Here is a 15,788-nt window from a genome sequence, read left to right as displayed (position 1 = left end):
CCTTTTTCGTGGGCAGACAATCTACTCCCAGAGCACGCCGACGGGCGTATCCGGCGCGTAGTGCCGGGCGATCTGCGCCTGCAGCAGCTCGGCCGTGGCCAGCGCATCGATCAGGGCGTGGTGGGCCTGATAGGGCGGCAGGTTATAGCGCGCCCGGCTGGGGTGCAGGCGCAGCGACACCGGGCGCCGCCCGCGCAGGCGTTGAAACCAGGTCAGCCGGCGATGATGAAAGGCCTCGATCGCCATGGTATCGACCAGCGGAAACAGCAGCGACTCCTTGAGATAGTACCGAGTGGCGGCGTTGAGAAACTCGCGCTCGATCCGGGTGTAATGCACCACCACCAGACGTCCGGCAAGCTGTTCGAGCACCTCGCCGATAATCTCGTTAAAGCGCGGCGCATCGGCCAGGTCACTGTGCGTGAGACGGTGATAGACCACCGAGCGGCTGCTCAGCGCCCGCCGCGGCTTGACCGTCCAGTAGCGGCTCTCGGCCACGCGAATGCGCCCGAGCGTAAAGGGCTGCACGCCGATACTGACGATGCTGTCACGCGAGGGATCGAGACCGGTGGTCTCGATGTCCAGCGCCACCATCGGCACCTCGCTGATCGGCGTCTGCGGATCGAACGTGCCGGCGGCGAAATAGTGCTCAAGGCGCTTATCGCGCGTTTTGCCTTGCCGATCCGCCAGATAGGCCGGCCATTCGGAGACCAGTTTGCCGCGGCGATGCCACTGCCAGCGCCGATAGTGCTTTTGCAGTCGCTGTGGCCAGTCGCGCATCAGCGCCCCCTTCCCCGACTCGAGGTAGAGGGCATCGGATAGCGGAATTTCAGAAACTTCTGCGCATGGCTGAGCACTTCAAAGGCATCCTTGAGATTGTGGCGCTCGTGGCTTTCGACATTGTCGGGTCGCAGCCGGTTGTCCGGCGAGTTCCCGCTTTCGATGGCCAGCGCCTGGTGGCGAATGCGCACCATGGAGATGAACTCGAAGGCGTAGCGCAGCCGGTCGTTGACCCCCTCGGGCAGCAGCCGCGTTTCGGCGATATCCTTGAGGCGATTGATGGTGTTGTTCGAGCTGGAGCCACAGGCCAGGGCGTGCACGCGCACCAGATCCACCAGCGGCGCCGTACCGCGGCGCTTGAGGTTGATGGCGTCCTTGTGCTGGCCGTCCTTTTCCAGAATGAAGGTACGAAACAACCCCAGCGGCGGCGTACGGTTGAGCGCGTTGCGGGCCATGGCAGCCAAAAAGAAGGGGTGCCGGGGCGCCAGTCGGCTGATCAGGGACTGAAGGTTCTCGAGCATGTTGAGCTCGCCATGAACGAAGCCCAGATCGAAGAAGATCGAGCTGTGCAGCAGGGCTTCGGGATCGGGGTTTTCGATCCAGTCGCGGAAGTAGCCCTGCCAGACCGACAGCGGCTGGCGCCAGCGCTGGTTGGTCGCCATGACATCACCCTTGCACAGGGGATAGCTGCACGAGGCCAGCCCGTCGCTGACAAAGCGGGCCAGCGACTGGAAATAGTCGTCATGCTCCTCGGGCACGAAGCTGTCATCCAGCACCATGGCGTGGTCCTGATCGGCGAAGACCGTCTGCTCATCGCGCGCGCAAGACCCCAGTACCATGAAGCAGTAGGGAACGGGCGGCGGCCCCAGCTCGGCCTCACCGAGCTCCAGCAGCTTGCGGATGAAGCTGCGACAGATCGTGGCCATGGTACGACCGATCATCTGGGCATCGGCGCCCTCGTCCACCAGCCGCGCAAAGACCAGCGGCACGTCGCCGCTCAGACGCACCAGCCCGGCCAGCCCCGACTGGTTGAAGATCGAGCTGACCAGATAGAGGCTGCTGCGGGTTTCATAGCGCATGACATCGCTCAGCTCCAGCACGCCGATCGGCCGACGCCGATACAGGACGGGCAGGTGCTGAATGTTGTGATTGAGCATCGTCATGGTGGCGTCGTGGAGTGAGGCATCCGAGGGCGCCGTGATCAGACTGGTCGACATCACCTCGCCCACCGGCGTGTCGCCGCTGAGATTCTCCGCCAGCGCGCGCACACAGCAGTCACGGTCGGTCAGAAGCCCGGCCAGCCGACGCACCAGTCCCTCCTGGGTCGTGAAGTGACGCGGTCCGTTGGCCTCCGCGCCCTCATCGCTGAGCACCAGCACGGAGGTCACGTTGTCCTCGCGCATGCGCCGGGCAACCTCCCCTATCGAGGTCTGGATGTCCACCATGGTGGGCTTGCGCCGGATCAGCCGCCGTACGCGGGTACTGCTCATCTGGTTATCATTGCGCTGCTGATCGACCGTGGCCTTGAGGCGGTCGCCGCCGGTTTCGACAAAATCGGCGAAATCATCGTTGTCGGCGCGCAGCGAATCGAAAAGCTCGGCCGGCACGAAATAGATCAGCGTGTCCTCGATGGCGCGCACCGGAAACCGCACGCGGCGGTTACGCATAAGATCCGAATAGCCAAAGATGTCGCCTTCCACCAGGCGGTCAAACAGCTGGCCGCTGCGTCTCGAGACCTCGACAGCACCGCTGCGAACGTAGCAGAGCTCGTTGACCTCCTGATCCAGCGTCAGAATGTCGGTACCGGCCTGGTAGTAACTGATCTCGACCTGCGTGGCCACACGGTCGAGCCACTCGTCACCGAGGTACTCAAAGGGCGCAAACTGCGCCATGTGCTGGCGTATTTCCAGCTGTTCGATATCCATTCGCTTACTGTCCCCTGTCCTGCGTTGCCGCCGATCGTCATGGCAACCGGCGGCCCCTGATGACCCTGTGTTACCAAGGGTATATGCCGACATCGCAACCGGCGAGCCTTTCATGCCCTGAATATTTCTTTGGTCGAATCACGACTAAAGTGCTCTGCTCTTTTGTCCCGTTTCCAGGCAAGGATTAAGGGTCGTGCACATAAAACGGTAATCTGCCGGGACAACAAGGATGAGCCATGAATCGACCGACGCACAACGACACTCAGTGGCGCGATATTCAGCGCAATGCCAGCTTTCAGGAGCTGGTGCAAAAACGCAGCCGGTTTGCCATGACGCTTTCCATCATCATGCTGGGCCTCTATATGGCCTTTATCCTTCTGATCGCCTTCGCCCCCGGAATACTGGGCACCCCGCTTGCCCAGGGCGTGACCACGACCTGGGGTATCCTCATCGGTCTGGGCCTGATCGTGGTCGCCATCGCGCTGACCGGCCTCTACGTGCGTCGTGCCAACGGTGAGTTCGACCGCCTCAACGCCCGGGTGATCGAGGAGATCGAACAATGAATACCGTACTTGCCAAACTGGCGCTGGTAGCGGCAGGCAGCCTGTTGACCGGCGCGACCGCCATGGCCGATGCCGTCACCGGGCCCGTAACGCAGCAGTCGCTCAACGTGCCGGCGATCATCATGTTTCTGATCTTCGTGGGCATCACGCTTTATATCACCTGGTGGGCGTCCAAGAAGAGCCAGTCGGCGTCGGACTACTATGCCGCCGGCGGCAACATCACCGGGTTCCAGAACGGTCTGGCGATCTCGGGCGATTTCATGTCGGCGGCCTCCTTTCTGGGCATCTCGGCGCTGGTGTTCACCTCGGGTTATGACGGTCTGATCTACTCGATGGGCTTTCTGGTCGGCTGGCCGATGATCATGTTTCTGATCGCCGAGCGTCTGCGCAATCTGGGGCGCTACACCTTTGCCGACGTGGCCTCGTTTCGCCTGAGCAAGCGCCCGGTGCGCACGCTTTCCGCCTTTGGCTCGCTGGCCGTGGTGGCGCTGTACCTGATCGCGCAGATGGTGGGCGCCGGCAAGCTGATCCAGCTGCTGTTTGGTCTGGACTACTATATTGCGGTGCTGGTCGTGGGCGTTCTGATGGTCTGTTACGTGCTCTTTGGCGGCATGCTGGCCACCACCTGGGTGCAGATGATCAAGGCCGCCATTCTGCTCTTTGGCGCCAGCTTCATGGCCCTGATGGTGCTGATGCACGTGAATTTCAGTCTGGAGGGGCTGTTCAACGAGGCGGTGGCCGTACATGACAACGGCGCCTCGATCATGAGCCCGGGCGGACTGGTCAAGGACCCCGTCTCGGCGATCTCGCTGGGGCTGGCGCTGATGTTCGGCACCGCCGGTCTGCCCCATATCCTGATGCGCTTTTTCACCGTCGGCAACGCCAAGGAGGCGCGCAAGAGCGTGTTCGTGGCCACCGGCTTCATCGGCTATTTCTACGTTCTGACCTTCATCATCGGCTTTGGCGCCATCATCCTGGTGAGCACCAACCCGGCCTTTCAGGACAGCACCGGGGCGATCATCGGCGGCACCAACATGGTGGCGGTGCACCTGGCCAACGCCGTGGGCGGCAGCATTTTCCTGGGCTTCATCTCGGCGGTGGCGTTTGCCACCATCCTCGCCGTGGTGGCGGGCCTGGCGCTGGCCGGCGCCTCGGCCATCTCGCATGACCTGTACGCCGGGGTCGTCATGAAGGACAACGCCGACGAGAAAAAGGAAGTGCGCATCTCCAAGATCGCCGTACTGGTACTGGGGATCGTGGCCATCGTGCTGGGGATTGCCTTCGAGAGTCAGAACGTCGCCTTCATGGTGGGTCTGGCCTTCTCGATCGCGGCGAGCTGCAACTTCCCGGTCCTGCTGCTCTCCATGTACTGGCGCCGGCTCACCACCCGCGGCGCGGTCATCGGCGGCGGCATGGGGCTGATCACGGCCATCGTGCTGATGATCCTCGGTCCGACCATCTGGGTGCAGGTGCTGGGCAATGACAGCCCCGTCTACCCCTACGACTACCCGGCGCTGTTCTCGATGGCGGTGGCCTTTATCGGCATCTGGCTGTTTTCGGTGACCGACAAGTCCGCCTCCGCCGCACGGGAGCGCGAGCTGTTCGATGCGCAGTTCGTGCGCTCCCAGACCGGCATCGGTGCCTCCGGCAGCGTCGCGCACTGATTCCTCAACCCTCTCTCCCTTGCCCTGCCTTGCGCAGGGCTTTTTTTTGGTCGGCTGCCTGCTTATCAATCCGGCCACACAGGCTCGAAATACCGCATCCCGACCACGATCGGCACGCCCTTTGCATGACACAGGCACATCCCCAACCGTCATGAGGCCCGACCATGAAAACGATGACCCACCATGACAGCGCGCTTCCCGGCGGAGTCCCCTCGCTCGGCGTCATGGAGCGTCTGCGCGCCCTGGGCCCGGGCGCCATGGTGGCGGCCTGTATTCTTGGGCCCGGCTCGATCACCACGCTCTCGGTGGCGGGCGCCGAGTATGGCTTCGTGCTGCTGTGGGCGGTCATGGCGGCTTCGGTGGTGGCGTTTTGCTTCCAGCGCCCGGTGATCCGCTTTACCCTGGCCACCGGCATGTCGGCGATGGAAGGCATTCGCCAGCGCATGGGCCGAAAGTGGGCGGTCACGCTCTACGCTGCACTACTTCTGGGCGCCGTGGCCTTTCAGGCCGGCAATTTCACCGGCGCGGCGCTGGCGCTCAATTTTCTTTTGCCCTCGATTCCGATTCTGGCCTGGGTGGCCCTGCTGGCACTGGGGGCACTGATCATGTGCTGGGTCGGCGTCTATCGGCTGCTGGAAAACATCAACCGCGCGATCATCGTGTTGATCGTGCTCTCCTTTGTGCTGACGCTGGCACTGGCCGGCCCGAATCCGGGCGAGGTGGCGGCCACCGGCTTCTCCTTCCGGGTGCCCGAGGGCAACTACTGGCTGATTCTCGCCCTGATCGCCACCACCCTGCCGCCCAACACCGTGATGGGGCTGTCGGCGTTCATCAAGCGCAAGTACGAAGGGGATACCACCACGCCCATGGACAAGCGCCTGGCGCTCTCCCGCTTTGACCACACCACCAATGTGGTGATTACCGGCGTGGTCATGGTGGCCATTCTGCTGTGCTCGGCGGCGGCCATTCACCCGCTGGGTACCGGGGTCTCGGGTGCCGCCGACATGGCCGGCCAGCTCACGCCCGTGCTGGGGCAGTATGCCGGCGTCCTGTTCTCGCTGGGACTGTGGGCGGCAGGGTTCTCCTCGGGGCTTTTCAACATCGCCGTACAGCCGCCGCTGCTGGGGGAAGCCACCGGCCGCAACGAGAGCGCGCGCAGCACGCGCAACCGCGGCGTCATGCTGCTGGCCGCTCTGGCGCCGGTGGCGATCGTGGCGCTTTTCGGCAGCACCCCCATCGAGCTGATCCTGACGGCGCAGGCGATCAACGGGCTGCTGCTGCCGGCGATCGTGGGCTCGATCTGGGTGCTGTGCAACCAGCGCACGCTGTTGGGCACGCTGGCCAACACGTTCAGGCAGAATCTGATCTATGGCGCAGTCATGCTGATCGTTTGCCTGCTGGCGCTGCGGGTATTCCTGGGTATGCTGGGGGTGATCTGATCACCGACCGGGAAGGGATGTCATGCGCTATCGTCTCCACATCGCCAACAAGAACTATTCATCATGGTCCATGCGCCCCTGGGTGCTGATGCGCACGCTCGGTATCGACTTTGAGGAGGTGCTGACGCCGTTTGAATACGGGTCGCGTCAGCCCTCGTTTGATGCCTTCTCCCCCACCGGCAAGGTGCCCTGCCTGGTGGATGAGTCACTGACGGTATGGGAATCGCTGGCGATCTGCGAGCATCTGGCCGAGGCCCATCCCGAAGTGTGGCCCGTTGATCCCGTGGCGCGCGCCTTTGCCCGCTGTGCGGCGGCCGAGATGCACTCGGGCTTTGGCGCCCTGCGCGATGAGTGTTCAATGAACTGTGGCCTGACCATCGAGGTCGGTACGCCGAGCGAAGCACTCGCGCGGGATCTCGAGCGTCTGGAAGCACTCTGGGCAGCAGGCCTTGAACGCTTTGGTGGGCCGTGGCTGGCAGGCAACGCCTTCACGGCAGCGGATGCCTTCTATGCGCCGGTGGCCGTACGCGTTCGAGGCTATCAGCTCACCCTTGGCGAGACCGCCATGGCCTACGTCGATCGACTGCTGTCGCATCCGGCCGTCGCCGAGTGGGTCGAGGCCGGCATCCACGAGCCCTGGCGGGAGGCCTTTCACGAAGAAGACTGCATCCGCGGGCGGCGCGTCATCGAGGACCGCCGCCCACCGGTCGAGGCCTGAGCCTGAACCTGATAAGGGCTAGCGCAGCGTCTCACCGTCCTGGCGCAGCATCCGGTTGCGCCAGGCGTTCACGTGGCCGACAAACTCGTGGCCGCGATGCACATGGGCAAGCGTGATCGGGTCGGTATCGGTAAAGCGATTGTCCACATTGATCGGGTAGGCCTTCGTAACCCAGCGCACAAACCCCGTGCCGTAGCTGGCCTGGCGCACGTCGCGCCAGTTGGTACCGACGATGCCGCGCCGCCAGGGCAGAATGCCGCGATAGCACCACACCCCGTCCTGATCGGTATACAGCCGCACGCGGCGCAGATAGCAGAGCCGATAGATCAAAAGCCCCAGCGCGCAGAGGGCAAAGGCGATACCGGCATAAAACAGCACCTGTGCGGTGAGGGGGGCCATCGTGATCCAGCGCGGCGAGAGCATCAGCGCGACGGCGATGGCGATGCCCACCGCGCCCTTGAGGACGGCGTCGCCATAGGCCACCCACGACAGTCGATGCTCCCGAAAGGCATAGGCGGCGTCATCGTCGGCGCCCGTACCGGGCAGATCGTTTTGCATGTTCCTTCCCTACTCCCTGGCTGACACGACCGAGTCATCGGCTGCGTCGTCATGGCGAAAGCGCCGGCAGTAGCCGGTCTCATACAGTGCGCTGTCGCGAAAGTCATGGTTCGAGAGCGCCGGGCCGACCAGAATCAGCGCGCTGCGCTCGATCGGCTCCGCCGTCAGCCGCTCGACGATATCGCCCAGCACGCCCTGCACCAGGCGCTCCTCCGGCCAGCTGGCACGATAGACCACCGCCACCGGACAGTCCGCCCCGTAAAAGGGCGTCAGGCGTGTCACGATCTCCGCCAGCCGGTGGATCGCCAGATGAATCGCCAGCGTCGCGCCGGTCCCGGCAAAGGTTTCCAGCTGCTCGCGCTCGGGCATTTTTGACGCCCGACCGGACAGCCGGGTCAGCACCACGCTCTGCGCCACCTCCGGCACCGTCAGCTCGCGCTCGACCAGCGCCGCCGCCGCCGAAAAGGCCGGCACGCCGGGGGTGAGGGTGTAGTCGATGCCGTGGCGTTTCAGACGCCTGAGCTGCTCGGCCAGCGCGCTGTACACCGAGAGATCGCCCGAATGCAGCCGGGCCACCGCCTCCCCGCCTTGATGGGCGCGCACGTACTCGGCCTCGATCGCCTCGAGATCCAGCGGGGCGGTGTTGATGATGCGTGCCCCCGCCGGGCAGTAATCCAGCAGCTCGGTGGCGACCGTGGAGCCGGCATAGAGACACACCGGACACTGCGTGAGCAGACGCTGACCGCGCACGGTGATCAGGTCAGCCGCTCCGGGGCCGGCGCCGATGAAGTGGACCGTCATGACACCCCCTGAAAGTCCAGCGGTTTGGTCCAGACCCACTGGGTAATGGTGCGCGCCGGCGTCCAGCCGGTCATGCTGCCCAGCGGCGCGGTCTGCTCAAGGCTCAGACGCATCAGCTCGCCGCCCAGCAGACGATGACATTCGCCCAGCGCCAGCTCGCTTTCCAGCGTGACCGCGTTGGCGACCAGCCGCCCGCCGGGGGCGAGGGCGTCGAAGCAGCGGGCCATCAGCGTCATGTTGCTCACCCCGCCGCCCACGAAGATGGCCTGCGGCGAGGCCAGCCCGTCGAGTGCCCCGGGCGCCTCCCCCGGGGTAATCTCCAGACGCGGCACGCCCAGCGTTTCGGCGTTGCGGCGGATGCGCTGACAGCGCGTCTCGTCACGTTCGATGGCCACCGCCTCGAGCGAGTCATCCAGCAGCAGCCACTCGATGGCAATCGAGCCGGCACCGGCACCGATGTCCCATAGCCGCTCGCCCGGACGCGGCGCCAGCCGCGCCAGCGTCATGGCCCGGATATCGCGGCGGGTGATCTGGCCGTCGTGTTCGAACAGCGCATCGCTGCGCCCGGGCGCCAGCCCGGCGACACTGCCCTCGCCGTGCTGCACGATCTCGAGCGCCACCACGTTGAGGGCATCGAACTCACGCTCGTCACCCGCCAGGGCCTGCGCCGTAAAACTTTCGGTGCGCTCGCGCGGCCCGCCCAGCGCCTCCAGCACGGTCAGGCGGCTCTCGCCCATGTTGCGCTCGGCGAGCATGGCGGCGATACGGGCCGGCGCCGCACCGTCGCTGGTCAGCGCCACGATGCGCACGCCGTGATGCAGATGGCCGTTGAGACGGCTCATGGCCCGCCCGTGCAGTGACAGCAGCCGGCTTTTCTGCAGCGGCCAGCCCAGCCGGGCACAGGCCAGTGAAAAGGCCGATGGCGCTGGAAATACATCCATCTCGCCGGCCGGTACGTGCTCCGCCAGGGTCGAGCCGATGCCGTAGTGGAAGGGATCCCCCGAGGCGAGCACACAGACCCGCTGCCCGCGCAGCGCCAACAGCCGCTCGATGCCCTCGCTCAGCGGCGAGGGCCAGGCAATCGGCGTCCCCTGGATCAGCGTGCCGGTCAGCGCCAGATGCCGCGAGCCGCCGAAAACGACCGAGGCCTGGCTGATCGCCTCGCGCGCCCGTTCACACAGCTCCTCGGGCCCGCCTTCCTGGATGCCGACGATGGCAAGCCAGGGGGCCGCCGCGTCGGCGGGGGTGTCACTGGGGCTCATGCCTCTCTCTCCTGTTATAGTGCGCCACCCGTCACCGTCATCGGGTGTAGAGTGGCGGGGCGTCTTCATGACCACGGATCACGACGTTGACAGACCATGTGTCCAACAACCGCGCCCCATCATAAACGTCTCCTGCTGCTGGGCGGTACGCTTGAAGCCCGCCGGATTGCCGCGCGGCTGGCCACCCTGCCAGACATCTCGGTGACCCTGTCGCTGGCCGGGCGAACGCGCACACCCCTCGATAACGGTGTTACCACCCGCAGCGGCGGCTTTGGCGGCGTTGACGGGCTGGTACACTGGCTCAGGGCGCATCACATTGATGCGATCATCCTGGCCACCCACCCCTTCGCCGCGCAGATGGCCCACAACGCCCATGAGGCGGCGCGCCGGACCGGCCTGCCCATCCTGCGCATCGCGCGCCCCGGCTGGCAGCGCCAGGCGGAGGATCGCTGGCTCGAGTGCGACACCACCGACCAGGCGGTCACCCTGCTGGGCGACACACCGCGCCGGGTGCTGCTCACCTTCGGTCGTGACCAGGCCGCCCGGTTTGAAGCCGACCCCCGGCATCACTACGTGATCCGCAGTATCGACCCCATCGAGGTGCCGCTGGCGCTACCCCATGTGGATAACCTGATCGCGCGCGGCCCCTTTACCCTGGCGCAGGAGCGCGAGCTGCTGCGCAGCCGCGGCATCGACGTGCTGGTGACCAAGCACAGCGGCGGCGCAGCGACCTTCCCCAAGCTGGTGGCCGCTCGCGAACTGGGGGTGACGGTGATCATGATCCGCCGTCCGGCCATGCCCGACATACCCGTTGTGGAGGATCTGGATGACGCGGGCATGGCGCACCTGGTCGACTGGGTGTCAGCCCTGTGAGCCACTCGCCTCGGGATCATGACCGGGGGCGAACCGAGGCGTATAGATCAGCGGCGCCTGGCCGGGCCGCTCGACCCGGCGGGTCTCCTCGCTGCCGATGATGACAAGGGTTGCCATATCGGCCTGCTCGGCGCGGGCCTCGCCGAGGCTGGTGATCGTGATGTTTTCATCCGGCCGGCCGGCGGCACGGGCGAAGATCACCAGCGTCTCGGGGGCCAGCACGTCCCGGAGTTTCTCCAGCGCCACACCCAGCTGCCAGGGGCGCGCCGTCGAGATCGGATTGTACAGCGCCATCGCCATGCCGACGCCGGCGCAGGCCAGCAGCCGGCGCTCGATCAGCGTCCAGGGTTTCAGATTGTCGGACAGCGAGATGGCAGCAAAGTCATGGCCCAGCGGCGCGCCGCAGGCGGCCGCAGCGGCCAGCATGGCGCTCACCCCGGGCACGATCTCAAGGCTCAGCTCACGCCACGCCGGCGGGCCGCGCTCGATCTGTTCACACACGGCAGACGCCATGGCAAACACGCCCGGATCGCCGCCGGAGAGCATCGCCACGCCCGCGCCACGCTCGGCCAGGGTGAGCGCCTCGCGGGCGCGGGCGCCCTCCTCGCGATTGTCCGAGGCGACCCGGCGCGGGTCGTCCCGGGCCACGACCCGATCCACGTAGGGGCCGTAGCCATAGAACCAGTCGGCGCGCGCCAGCGCATCAAGCGCCTGCGCCGTCATGTAGTCGGCCGCTCCCGGCCCCAGCCCGATCACCATCAGCCGCCCGCTCATGGCCTCACCTGCGCTCCCGGCGTGACCGGATGGGCGCAGGCTGCCCAGCCGGGCACCAGCACGATCGAGAAATAGGGCGCCGGGCGGTCATCACGATCGGTCAGCGCCATGATCTGCTCCCCTGCCATGGTGGCACGCTCGACATACAGCGCCCGCTCCAGAAGGCCTGCCCGGGCCAGCGCGCTTTTGATCCGCGGCAGGTTGCGCCCCACCTTCATGATCACGGCCGCCTCGCAGCGCGACAATCGCTCCACCAGCGCCGCCTCGTCGAGCGTGCCCGGCAGGATGGTCAGCACGTCATCGCCCTGACAGATCGGCACGCCGGCGCTCGACCAGCCGCCGGCCATGCCGGTCACGCCGGGGATCACCTCGATGTCGAAGCGCTCGCGCAGGCGCACATGCAGATGCATCCAGGAGCCGAAAAACAGCGGGTCCCCTTCCGAGAGCACGGCCACGCTGCGCCCGGCGGCAAGCTCGGCGGCCAGCCGCTCGGCGCTCTGCTCATAGAAGGCGGCGATGGCCTCGCGATAGCCCTCGGAGTGGCGGGGCAGCTCGGTGGTGACCGGATAGTACAGCGCCAGCTCGGGCTGGCCGTCGCGCAGATGGTCGGCCACCACGCGGCGGGCGTTGCTCTGGTTGCCGGCCTTGGCAAACCAGGCCACCACGTCGGCCCCGGCCAGCACCCGCGCGGCCTTGAGGGTCACAAGCTCCGGGTCGCCGGGGCCGGTGCCCACGCCGTACAGCCGGGCACCGGCGGGCGGCTTGCCCCCGGCAGGGAGCGTACCTTCAGGCGTTGATCGCATCAGAGTCGGTCACTTGCCAGCGCGTTGATGGTGGCCGAGGCCATGGCGCTGCCGCCCATGCGCCCGCGCACCGTCACGAAGGGAATATCAAGCCCGGCATCGATCAGGGCCTGCTTGGACTCCACCGCGCCGACAAAGCCTACCGGCACGCCGATGATGGCCGCCGGGCGCGGCGCGCCCTGATGGAGCAGGTCCAGCAGATGAAAGAGCGCGGTGGGCGCGTTGCCGATCACCACCACGCCGCCGTCGAGGCGTTCGCCCCACAGCTCGATGGCCGCCGCCGTGCGGGTATTGCCGATGCGTTCGGCCAGATCAAACGTGCGCGCATCATGCAGGGTACAGACCACCTCGTTATCGGCCGGCAGCCGCGCCCGCGTCACGCCCCGCTCGACCATGCCGGCGTCGCACAGAATCGGGGCGCCCTGCAGGATCGCCTCGCGCGCCCGGGCAATGTCGCCCCCGCCGAAGACAATCTGCTCGGCCAGCTCGACCACGCCGCAGGCGTGAATCATGCGCACCGCCACGTCGGCCTCGAGCGGCGCAAAGCGCGCCAGCGCCGCCTCCGATCGAATGATGGCGAACGACTGACGATAAATGGCCTGGCCGTCGTGTTCGTAGTCGTACAGGGAACGCTGGACAGCGGCGTCATGCGTGCCATGGCGATCGGTCATGGGCTCTCTCGTCGGTCGGTATGGGGGTCGGGGCGCTCGGACACGACATTCTACCCTGGGGATACGACAGCGTCCGCCCCTGACGCATCGGCATCAAACCCGCTGCCCGCGCGCAGCAGCGCCACGATGCGCTCCTCGCCGAGACAGGCCAGTGTCGATGCCGCCAGCGGCAGGCCGTGGCCCTCTGCGGCCAGCGTGTGTGCCAGATGGGTCAACGCGGCCCCGAGCGCGGCCGCATCTCTGGCAACCGGGCGGGGCACGCCGCGGGGATTGCCCTGAAAGACCAGGCCGATACCCGCCGCCATGCCGACCAGGGTAAAGGTGGCCCGGTCGAGACTGGCACAGCCCTTGGCGCAGCCGGACAGATGCAGCCCGACCGAGTCATCGAACAGGATCGGCCACACCTCGCTCAGCGCCCGGGCCGTCTCGTGGGTGGCCATGAAGGCGCTGGCGCAGCCCGGCGCCCCGGTGCAGGCGACGATGGCCAGCCGGGCGTCGTCGTCTGCCACGATCAGCCCGGCCTCGCGCGCGGCGTCGGCGATGGCCTCGATATCGGCATGCTCGCGACACACCAGCCGCCAGTGGCGTCCCGGCGCCGCCGCAAATCCCAGCGCCCCGCAGCGCAGCGCCTCGCGCGTGAAGCGCAAAAGCGCCAGCGCCGGCATCTGCCCGAACGGCCAGACCACATCCAGCACGTCGCGCTGGCGACGGGCAGCGGTGTCCGGCCCCTGAAACAGGTCGCTGCGCGGCGGCGGTGCGCCGGGGCGACAGCCCAGCAGATCGCAGAGCGTATAGATCGAGACATGGGCGAGCAGATGGCGCCCGCGCGCCATGGGATCGAGCATGGCCATTTCGCTCAGAAGCCCCAGCACCGCGCTGGCAAGCTTCGAGGCCACCATCCAGCCCAGCCAGGTGGCGCTGGCGTGATCGCCGCTCACGCCGATCCAGCCGCCGCGGTCCCCGTCCAGGCGGACGTGCACATCGCCGGCCAGCCCGGCCAGTCCCGCCCAGCCCCCGGCATCGATCACCACGGCACACTTGGGCGCCAGCCCGGACGGCGCCCCGGTCAGGATCTGCCCGCGCAGCCGGTGGGCCAGCGCGCGCGTGGGCGCATCGACGGCTTCATCGACCGCCATCAGCGGGTCAAGGGAGACCGCCGGCACGCCACTGTCCAGCCAGTGGCGCGACAGGCGCTGTGTCAGATAGTCCGCAAGCCCCCGGTGGGCGCCCTCGGCCAGCCCGCGCAGCTGCAGGTTGCCGCGCCGCGTGACCTCGATCAGGCCGTTGCCGAAGCGCTCGGCAGCCTCGCACAGCGTGATGACATCCTCCCCCTCGAGCGGGGCAATCAGCGGCGGCAGGCGCGCCAGCCAGCCATCCCCCGTTTCCATGGGCGTGGCCAGCGACGGGCAGGCGCCTCGCGTGCCCCGCCAGGCGGGTTTTTGCATCGCATTGAGGTCGTGCGGTTCAGGCAACATGAGCGTTCAACCACAAAACAGGGAAAACATCGGACCGCCCGGACCGGCAAAACCCGCCGGGCTCGTCCATTATTGGGGCCATGCTATCGCACTCTCTGACCCGAAAGGCAACGCCGCCGTCGTGTCAGACGTATTCACAAGGAGGTTCAATGTCCGCCGCCCCCGCGCCGGCCCCGCTGCCCAGACACTTTTACAACCGCCCCACCCTCGACGTCGCCCGTGACCTGCTGGGCTGTCACCTCATCGTCGATGACGGTAACGAGCGACTGATCGGCCGGATCACCGAGACCGAGGCCTATCTGGGCTTTCAGGACACGGCGTGTCACTCCTCCCACGGGCGCACCCCGCGCACCGAGGTCATGTTCGGCCCGGCGGGCTACGCCTATGTCTACATCATCTACGGCATTTACGACATGCTCAATCTGGTGACCGAGGCCGAGGATGACCCCTGCGCCGTGCTGGTTCGCGCCATCGAGCCGATCCAGGGCGAAGCGACCATGATCGAACGGCGCAACGGCAAGCGCGGCCGCGAAATGCTCAACGGCCCCGGCAAGCTGACCCGCGCCATGGCGATCACCAAAACGGCCTTTAACCGCTGCGATCTATGCAGCGGCGAGGGCCTGTGGATCGAGCCGGGCACTCCGGTCAATGATGACGACATCATCTACAGCCCCCGTATCGGCATCGACTACGCCCGTCCCGAGCACCGCGACGCCCCCTGGCGGCTGCGCATTGCCACACCACAGCTGCGCCGTCAGATCGAGAAACAGGCCGCGCGAGCCCGTGCCACCGGACAGTAATCCCGGCATGGCGCGGCAGGCCCCCTGTCGGGCTAGAATGAAGACTGCGCTGAACAACGCCCGGGAGAGAGGCTCATGACACGATGGTTGGCAGGGCTTGTGGCACTGATGCTGAGCGGTGCGGCACTGGCCGAGGATCGCGGGCCGGTACGCTCGCACTTTGACCGGGATCGCTCGCACTTTTCGCAGAACCACTCACGATTTCACCACGACAGCGCCTTCGGCGAGCGGCGCCGGCACCATGTCCGCCCGCCTCCCCACCGGGGCTACCCCCATGTCGGCCGACCCGGCCAGGGCGGGCCGCCGGCGTATCACGGCCAGTGGGGCCATGACGGCCGGCCGGGATTCAGCTGGCACCGCCCGCAGCGCATCGACCCCGACGAGCGGCTGAGACGCGACTACGAGCGCCTTTATGACGGCCAGCGCCGTCAGTTCGACCGCGAACAGCGGGCCACCATCTACGGCACCGCGCCGCGCGGCAACCGCCATTACGGGCCCGATCGGTGGCATCATCCCGGCGCCCGCCCGCCGGGGCATCGGCCGCCGGACCGCGGCTATCCGCTGCCGCCCCACGGCTATCCGCTGCCGGGTCAGTCGCGACCGGGCTTCAATGCCCCGGATCGGGGCGCAGACCTGTATGCCGACCCGCGCGGTCCGGCACCGGCCACGCCCTACAGCCGCTAGA

The 15,788-nt window shown here is 66.8% G+C and carries 16 protein-coding genes; 7 read left to right on the top strand and 9 right to left on the bottom strand.

What is annotated here, in order from left to right; genetic code table 11:
• Positions 1–21 precede the first annotated feature (21 nt).
• Both M1D97_RS03065 and M1D97_RS03060 read right to left on the bottom strand, forming a co-directional pair.
• Positions 22–777: a 3'-5' exonuclease gene (locus M1D97_RS03065; RefSeq protein ID WP_456269285.1), complete on the bottom strand. Its 756-nt coding sequence runs from the start codon at positions 775–777 to the stop codon at positions 22–24.
• On the bottom strand, positions 777–2,702 hold the full coding sequence (locus M1D97_RS03060; RefSeq protein WP_456269284.1) for a putative nucleotidyltransferase substrate binding domain-containing protein: 1,926 nt from the start codon (positions 2,700–2,702) through the stop codon (positions 777–779). The genes M1D97_RS03065 and M1D97_RS03060 overlap by 1 nt, the downstream gene beginning before the upstream one ends.
• Before the next feature lie 236 nt (positions 2,703–2,938).
• Between M1D97_RS03060 and M1D97_RS03055 the strand changes: the two genes are divergently transcribed.
• The 4 genes from M1D97_RS03055 (at position 2,939) to M1D97_RS03040 (ending at position 7,086) form a co-directional block, all read left to right on the top strand.
• Positions 2,939–3,265 (top strand): DUF485 domain-containing protein, encoded by a 327-nt coding sequence (locus M1D97_RS03055; protein ID WP_456269283.1) that lies wholly within the window; start codon positions 2,939–2,941, stop codon positions 3,263–3,265.
• The gene (locus M1D97_RS03050) at positions 3,262–4,929 is read left to right on the top strand and encodes a cation acetate symporter (RefSeq protein ID WP_456269282.1); all 1,668 of its coding nucleotides are present in this window, start codon (positions 3,262–3,264) and stop codon (positions 4,927–4,929) included. Before M1D97_RS03055 ends, M1D97_RS03050 begins: the two co-directional genes overlap by 4 nt.
• A 164-nt stretch (positions 4,930–5,093) precedes the next feature.
• On the top strand, positions 5,094–6,368 hold the full coding sequence (locus tag M1D97_RS03045) for an Nramp family divalent metal transporter (protein WP_456269281.1): 1,275 nt from the start codon (positions 5,094–5,096) through the stop codon (positions 6,366–6,368).
• A gap of 22 nt (positions 6,369–6,390) precedes the next feature.
• Entirely contained in the window at positions 6,391–7,086 is a 696-nt protein-coding gene (locus tag M1D97_RS03040; protein ID WP_456269280.1) for a glutathione S-transferase family protein, read from the top strand.
• An 18-nt stretch (positions 7,087–7,104) separates the two neighbouring features.
• Here the strand turns inward: M1D97_RS03040 and M1D97_RS03035 are convergent, their stop codons facing one another.
• The 3 genes from M1D97_RS03035 to cbiE are packed head-to-tail and all read right to left on the bottom strand — an operon-like array spanning position 7,105 to position 9,707.
• Positions 7,105–7,644: a hypothetical protein gene (locus M1D97_RS03035; protein WP_456269279.1), complete on the bottom strand. Its 540-nt coding sequence runs from the start codon at positions 7,642–7,644 to the stop codon at positions 7,105–7,107.
• A gap of 9 nt (positions 7,645–7,653) precedes the next feature.
• Positions 7,654–8,445: a precorrin-4 C(11)-methyltransferase gene (cobM, locus tag M1D97_RS03030; RefSeq protein WP_456269278.1), complete on the bottom strand. Its 792-nt coding sequence runs from the start codon at positions 8,443–8,445 to the stop codon at positions 7,654–7,656.
• Positions 8,442–9,707 (bottom strand): precorrin-6y C5,15-methyltransferase (decarboxylating) subunit CbiE, encoded by a 1,266-nt coding sequence (gene cbiE, locus M1D97_RS03025; RefSeq protein ID WP_456269277.1) that lies wholly within the window; start codon positions 9,705–9,707, stop codon positions 8,442–8,444. The genes cobM and cbiE overlap by 4 nt, the downstream gene beginning before the upstream one ends.
• 96 nt (positions 9,708–9,803) lie before the next feature.
• Between cbiE and M1D97_RS03020 the strand changes: the two genes are divergently transcribed.
• The gene (locus M1D97_RS03020; RefSeq protein ID WP_456269276.1) at positions 9,804–10,580 is read left to right on the top strand and encodes a cobalt-precorrin-6A reductase; all 777 of its coding nucleotides are present in this window, start codon (positions 9,804–9,806) and stop codon (positions 10,578–10,580) included.
• On the opposite strand, the gene cobJ is transcribed toward M1D97_RS03020, so the two are convergent.
• The 4 genes from cobJ to M1D97_RS03000 are packed head-to-tail and all read right to left on the bottom strand — an operon-like array spanning position 10,569 to position 14,273.
• Positions 10,569–11,354 (bottom strand): precorrin-3B C(17)-methyltransferase, encoded by a 786-nt coding sequence (gene cobJ, locus M1D97_RS03015; RefSeq protein WP_456269275.1) that lies wholly within the window; start codon positions 11,352–11,354, stop codon positions 10,569–10,571. The genes M1D97_RS03020 and cobJ overlap by 12 nt on opposite strands.
• On the bottom strand, positions 11,351–12,157 hold the full coding sequence (locus M1D97_RS03010; RefSeq protein WP_456269274.1) for a precorrin-2 C(20)-methyltransferase: 807 nt from the start codon (positions 12,155–12,157) through the stop codon (positions 11,351–11,353). Before M1D97_RS03010 ends, cobJ begins: the two co-directional genes overlap by 4 nt.
• Positions 12,157–12,828 (bottom strand): precorrin-8X methylmutase, encoded by a 672-nt coding sequence (locus M1D97_RS03005; protein ID WP_456269273.1) that lies wholly within the window; start codon positions 12,826–12,828, stop codon positions 12,157–12,159. Before M1D97_RS03005 ends, M1D97_RS03010 begins: the two co-directional genes overlap by 1 nt.
• A gap of 50 nt (positions 12,829–12,878) precedes the next feature.
• A complete protein-coding gene (locus tag M1D97_RS03000; RefSeq protein WP_456269272.1) occupies positions 12,879–14,273 on the bottom strand; it encodes a hypothetical protein in 1,395 nt (464 codons plus the stop codon).
• A 179-nt stretch (positions 14,274–14,452) separates the two neighbouring features.
• On the opposite strand from M1D97_RS03000, the gene M1D97_RS02995 reads away from it, so the two are divergent.
• Entirely contained in the window at positions 14,453–15,103 is a 651-nt protein-coding gene (locus M1D97_RS02995; RefSeq protein ID WP_456269271.1) for a DNA-3-methyladenine glycosylase, read from the top strand.
• A gap of 75 nt (positions 15,104–15,178) precedes the next feature.
• Positions 15,179–15,787: a hypothetical protein gene (locus M1D97_RS02990; RefSeq protein ID WP_456269270.1), complete on the top strand. Its 609-nt coding sequence runs from the start codon at positions 15,179–15,181 to the stop codon at positions 15,785–15,787.
• The last annotated feature ends 1 nt before the right edge of the window (position 15,788 follow it).

This window comes from Kushneria sp. AK178, from assembly GCF_053903105.1.
Note: the sequence above shows the minus strand (reverse complement) of the source record. Positions and strands in the feature narration are given on the sequence as shown.

Coding starts and splice junctions, on each gene's coding strand:
- M1D97_RS03000 (WP_456269272.1), bottom strand. CDS start 14,273: ATGCAAAAACCCGCCTGGCGGGGCACGCGAGGCGCCTGCCCGTCGCTG.
- M1D97_RS02990 (WP_456269270.1), top strand. CDS start 15,179: ATGACACGATGGTTGGCAGGGCTTGTGGCACTGATGCTGAGCGGTGCG.
- cobJ (WP_456269275.1), bottom strand. CDS start 11,354: ATGAGCGGGCGGCTGATGGTGATCGGGCTGGGGCCGGGAGCGGCCGAC.
- M1D97_RS03065 (WP_456269285.1), bottom strand. CDS start 777: ATGCGCGACTGGCCACAGCGACTGCAAAAGCACTATCGGCGCTGGCAG.
- M1D97_RS03010 (WP_456269274.1), bottom strand. CDS start 12,157: ATGCGATCAACGCCTGAAGGTACGCTCCCTGCCGGGGGCAAGCCGCCC.
- cbiE (WP_456269277.1), bottom strand. CDS start 9,707: ATGAGCCCCAGTGACACCCCCGCCGACGCGGCGGCCCCCTGGCTTGCC.
- M1D97_RS03040 (WP_456269280.1), top strand. CDS start 6,391: ATGCGCTATCGTCTCCACATCGCCAACAAGAACTATTCATCATGGTCC.
- M1D97_RS03045 (WP_456269281.1), top strand. CDS start 5,094: ATGAAAACGATGACCCACCATGACAGCGCGCTTCCCGGCGGAGTCCCC.
- M1D97_RS02995 (WP_456269271.1), top strand. CDS start 14,453: ATGTCCGCCGCCCCCGCGCCGGCCCCGCTGCCCAGACACTTTTACAAC.
- M1D97_RS03005 (WP_456269273.1), bottom strand. CDS start 12,828: ATGACCGATCGCCATGGCACGCATGACGCCGCTGTCCAGCGTTCCCTG.
- M1D97_RS03050 (WP_456269282.1), top strand. CDS start 3,262: ATGAATACCGTACTTGCCAAACTGGCGCTGGTAGCGGCAGGCAGCCTG.
- cobM (WP_456269278.1), bottom strand. CDS start 8,445: ATGACGGTCCACTTCATCGGCGCCGGCCCCGGAGCGGCTGACCTGATC.
- M1D97_RS03035 (WP_456269279.1), bottom strand. CDS start 7,644: ATGCAAAACGATCTGCCCGGTACGGGCGCCGACGATGACGCCGCCTAT.
- M1D97_RS03055 (WP_456269283.1), top strand. CDS start 2,939: ATGAATCGACCGACGCACAACGACACTCAGTGGCGCGATATTCAGCGC.
- M1D97_RS03060 (WP_456269284.1), bottom strand. CDS start 2,702: ATGGATATCGAACAGCTGGAAATACGCCAGCACATGGCGCAGTTTGCG.
- M1D97_RS03020 (WP_456269276.1), top strand. CDS start 9,804: ATGTGTCCAACAACCGCGCCCCATCATAAACGTCTCCTGCTGCTGGGC.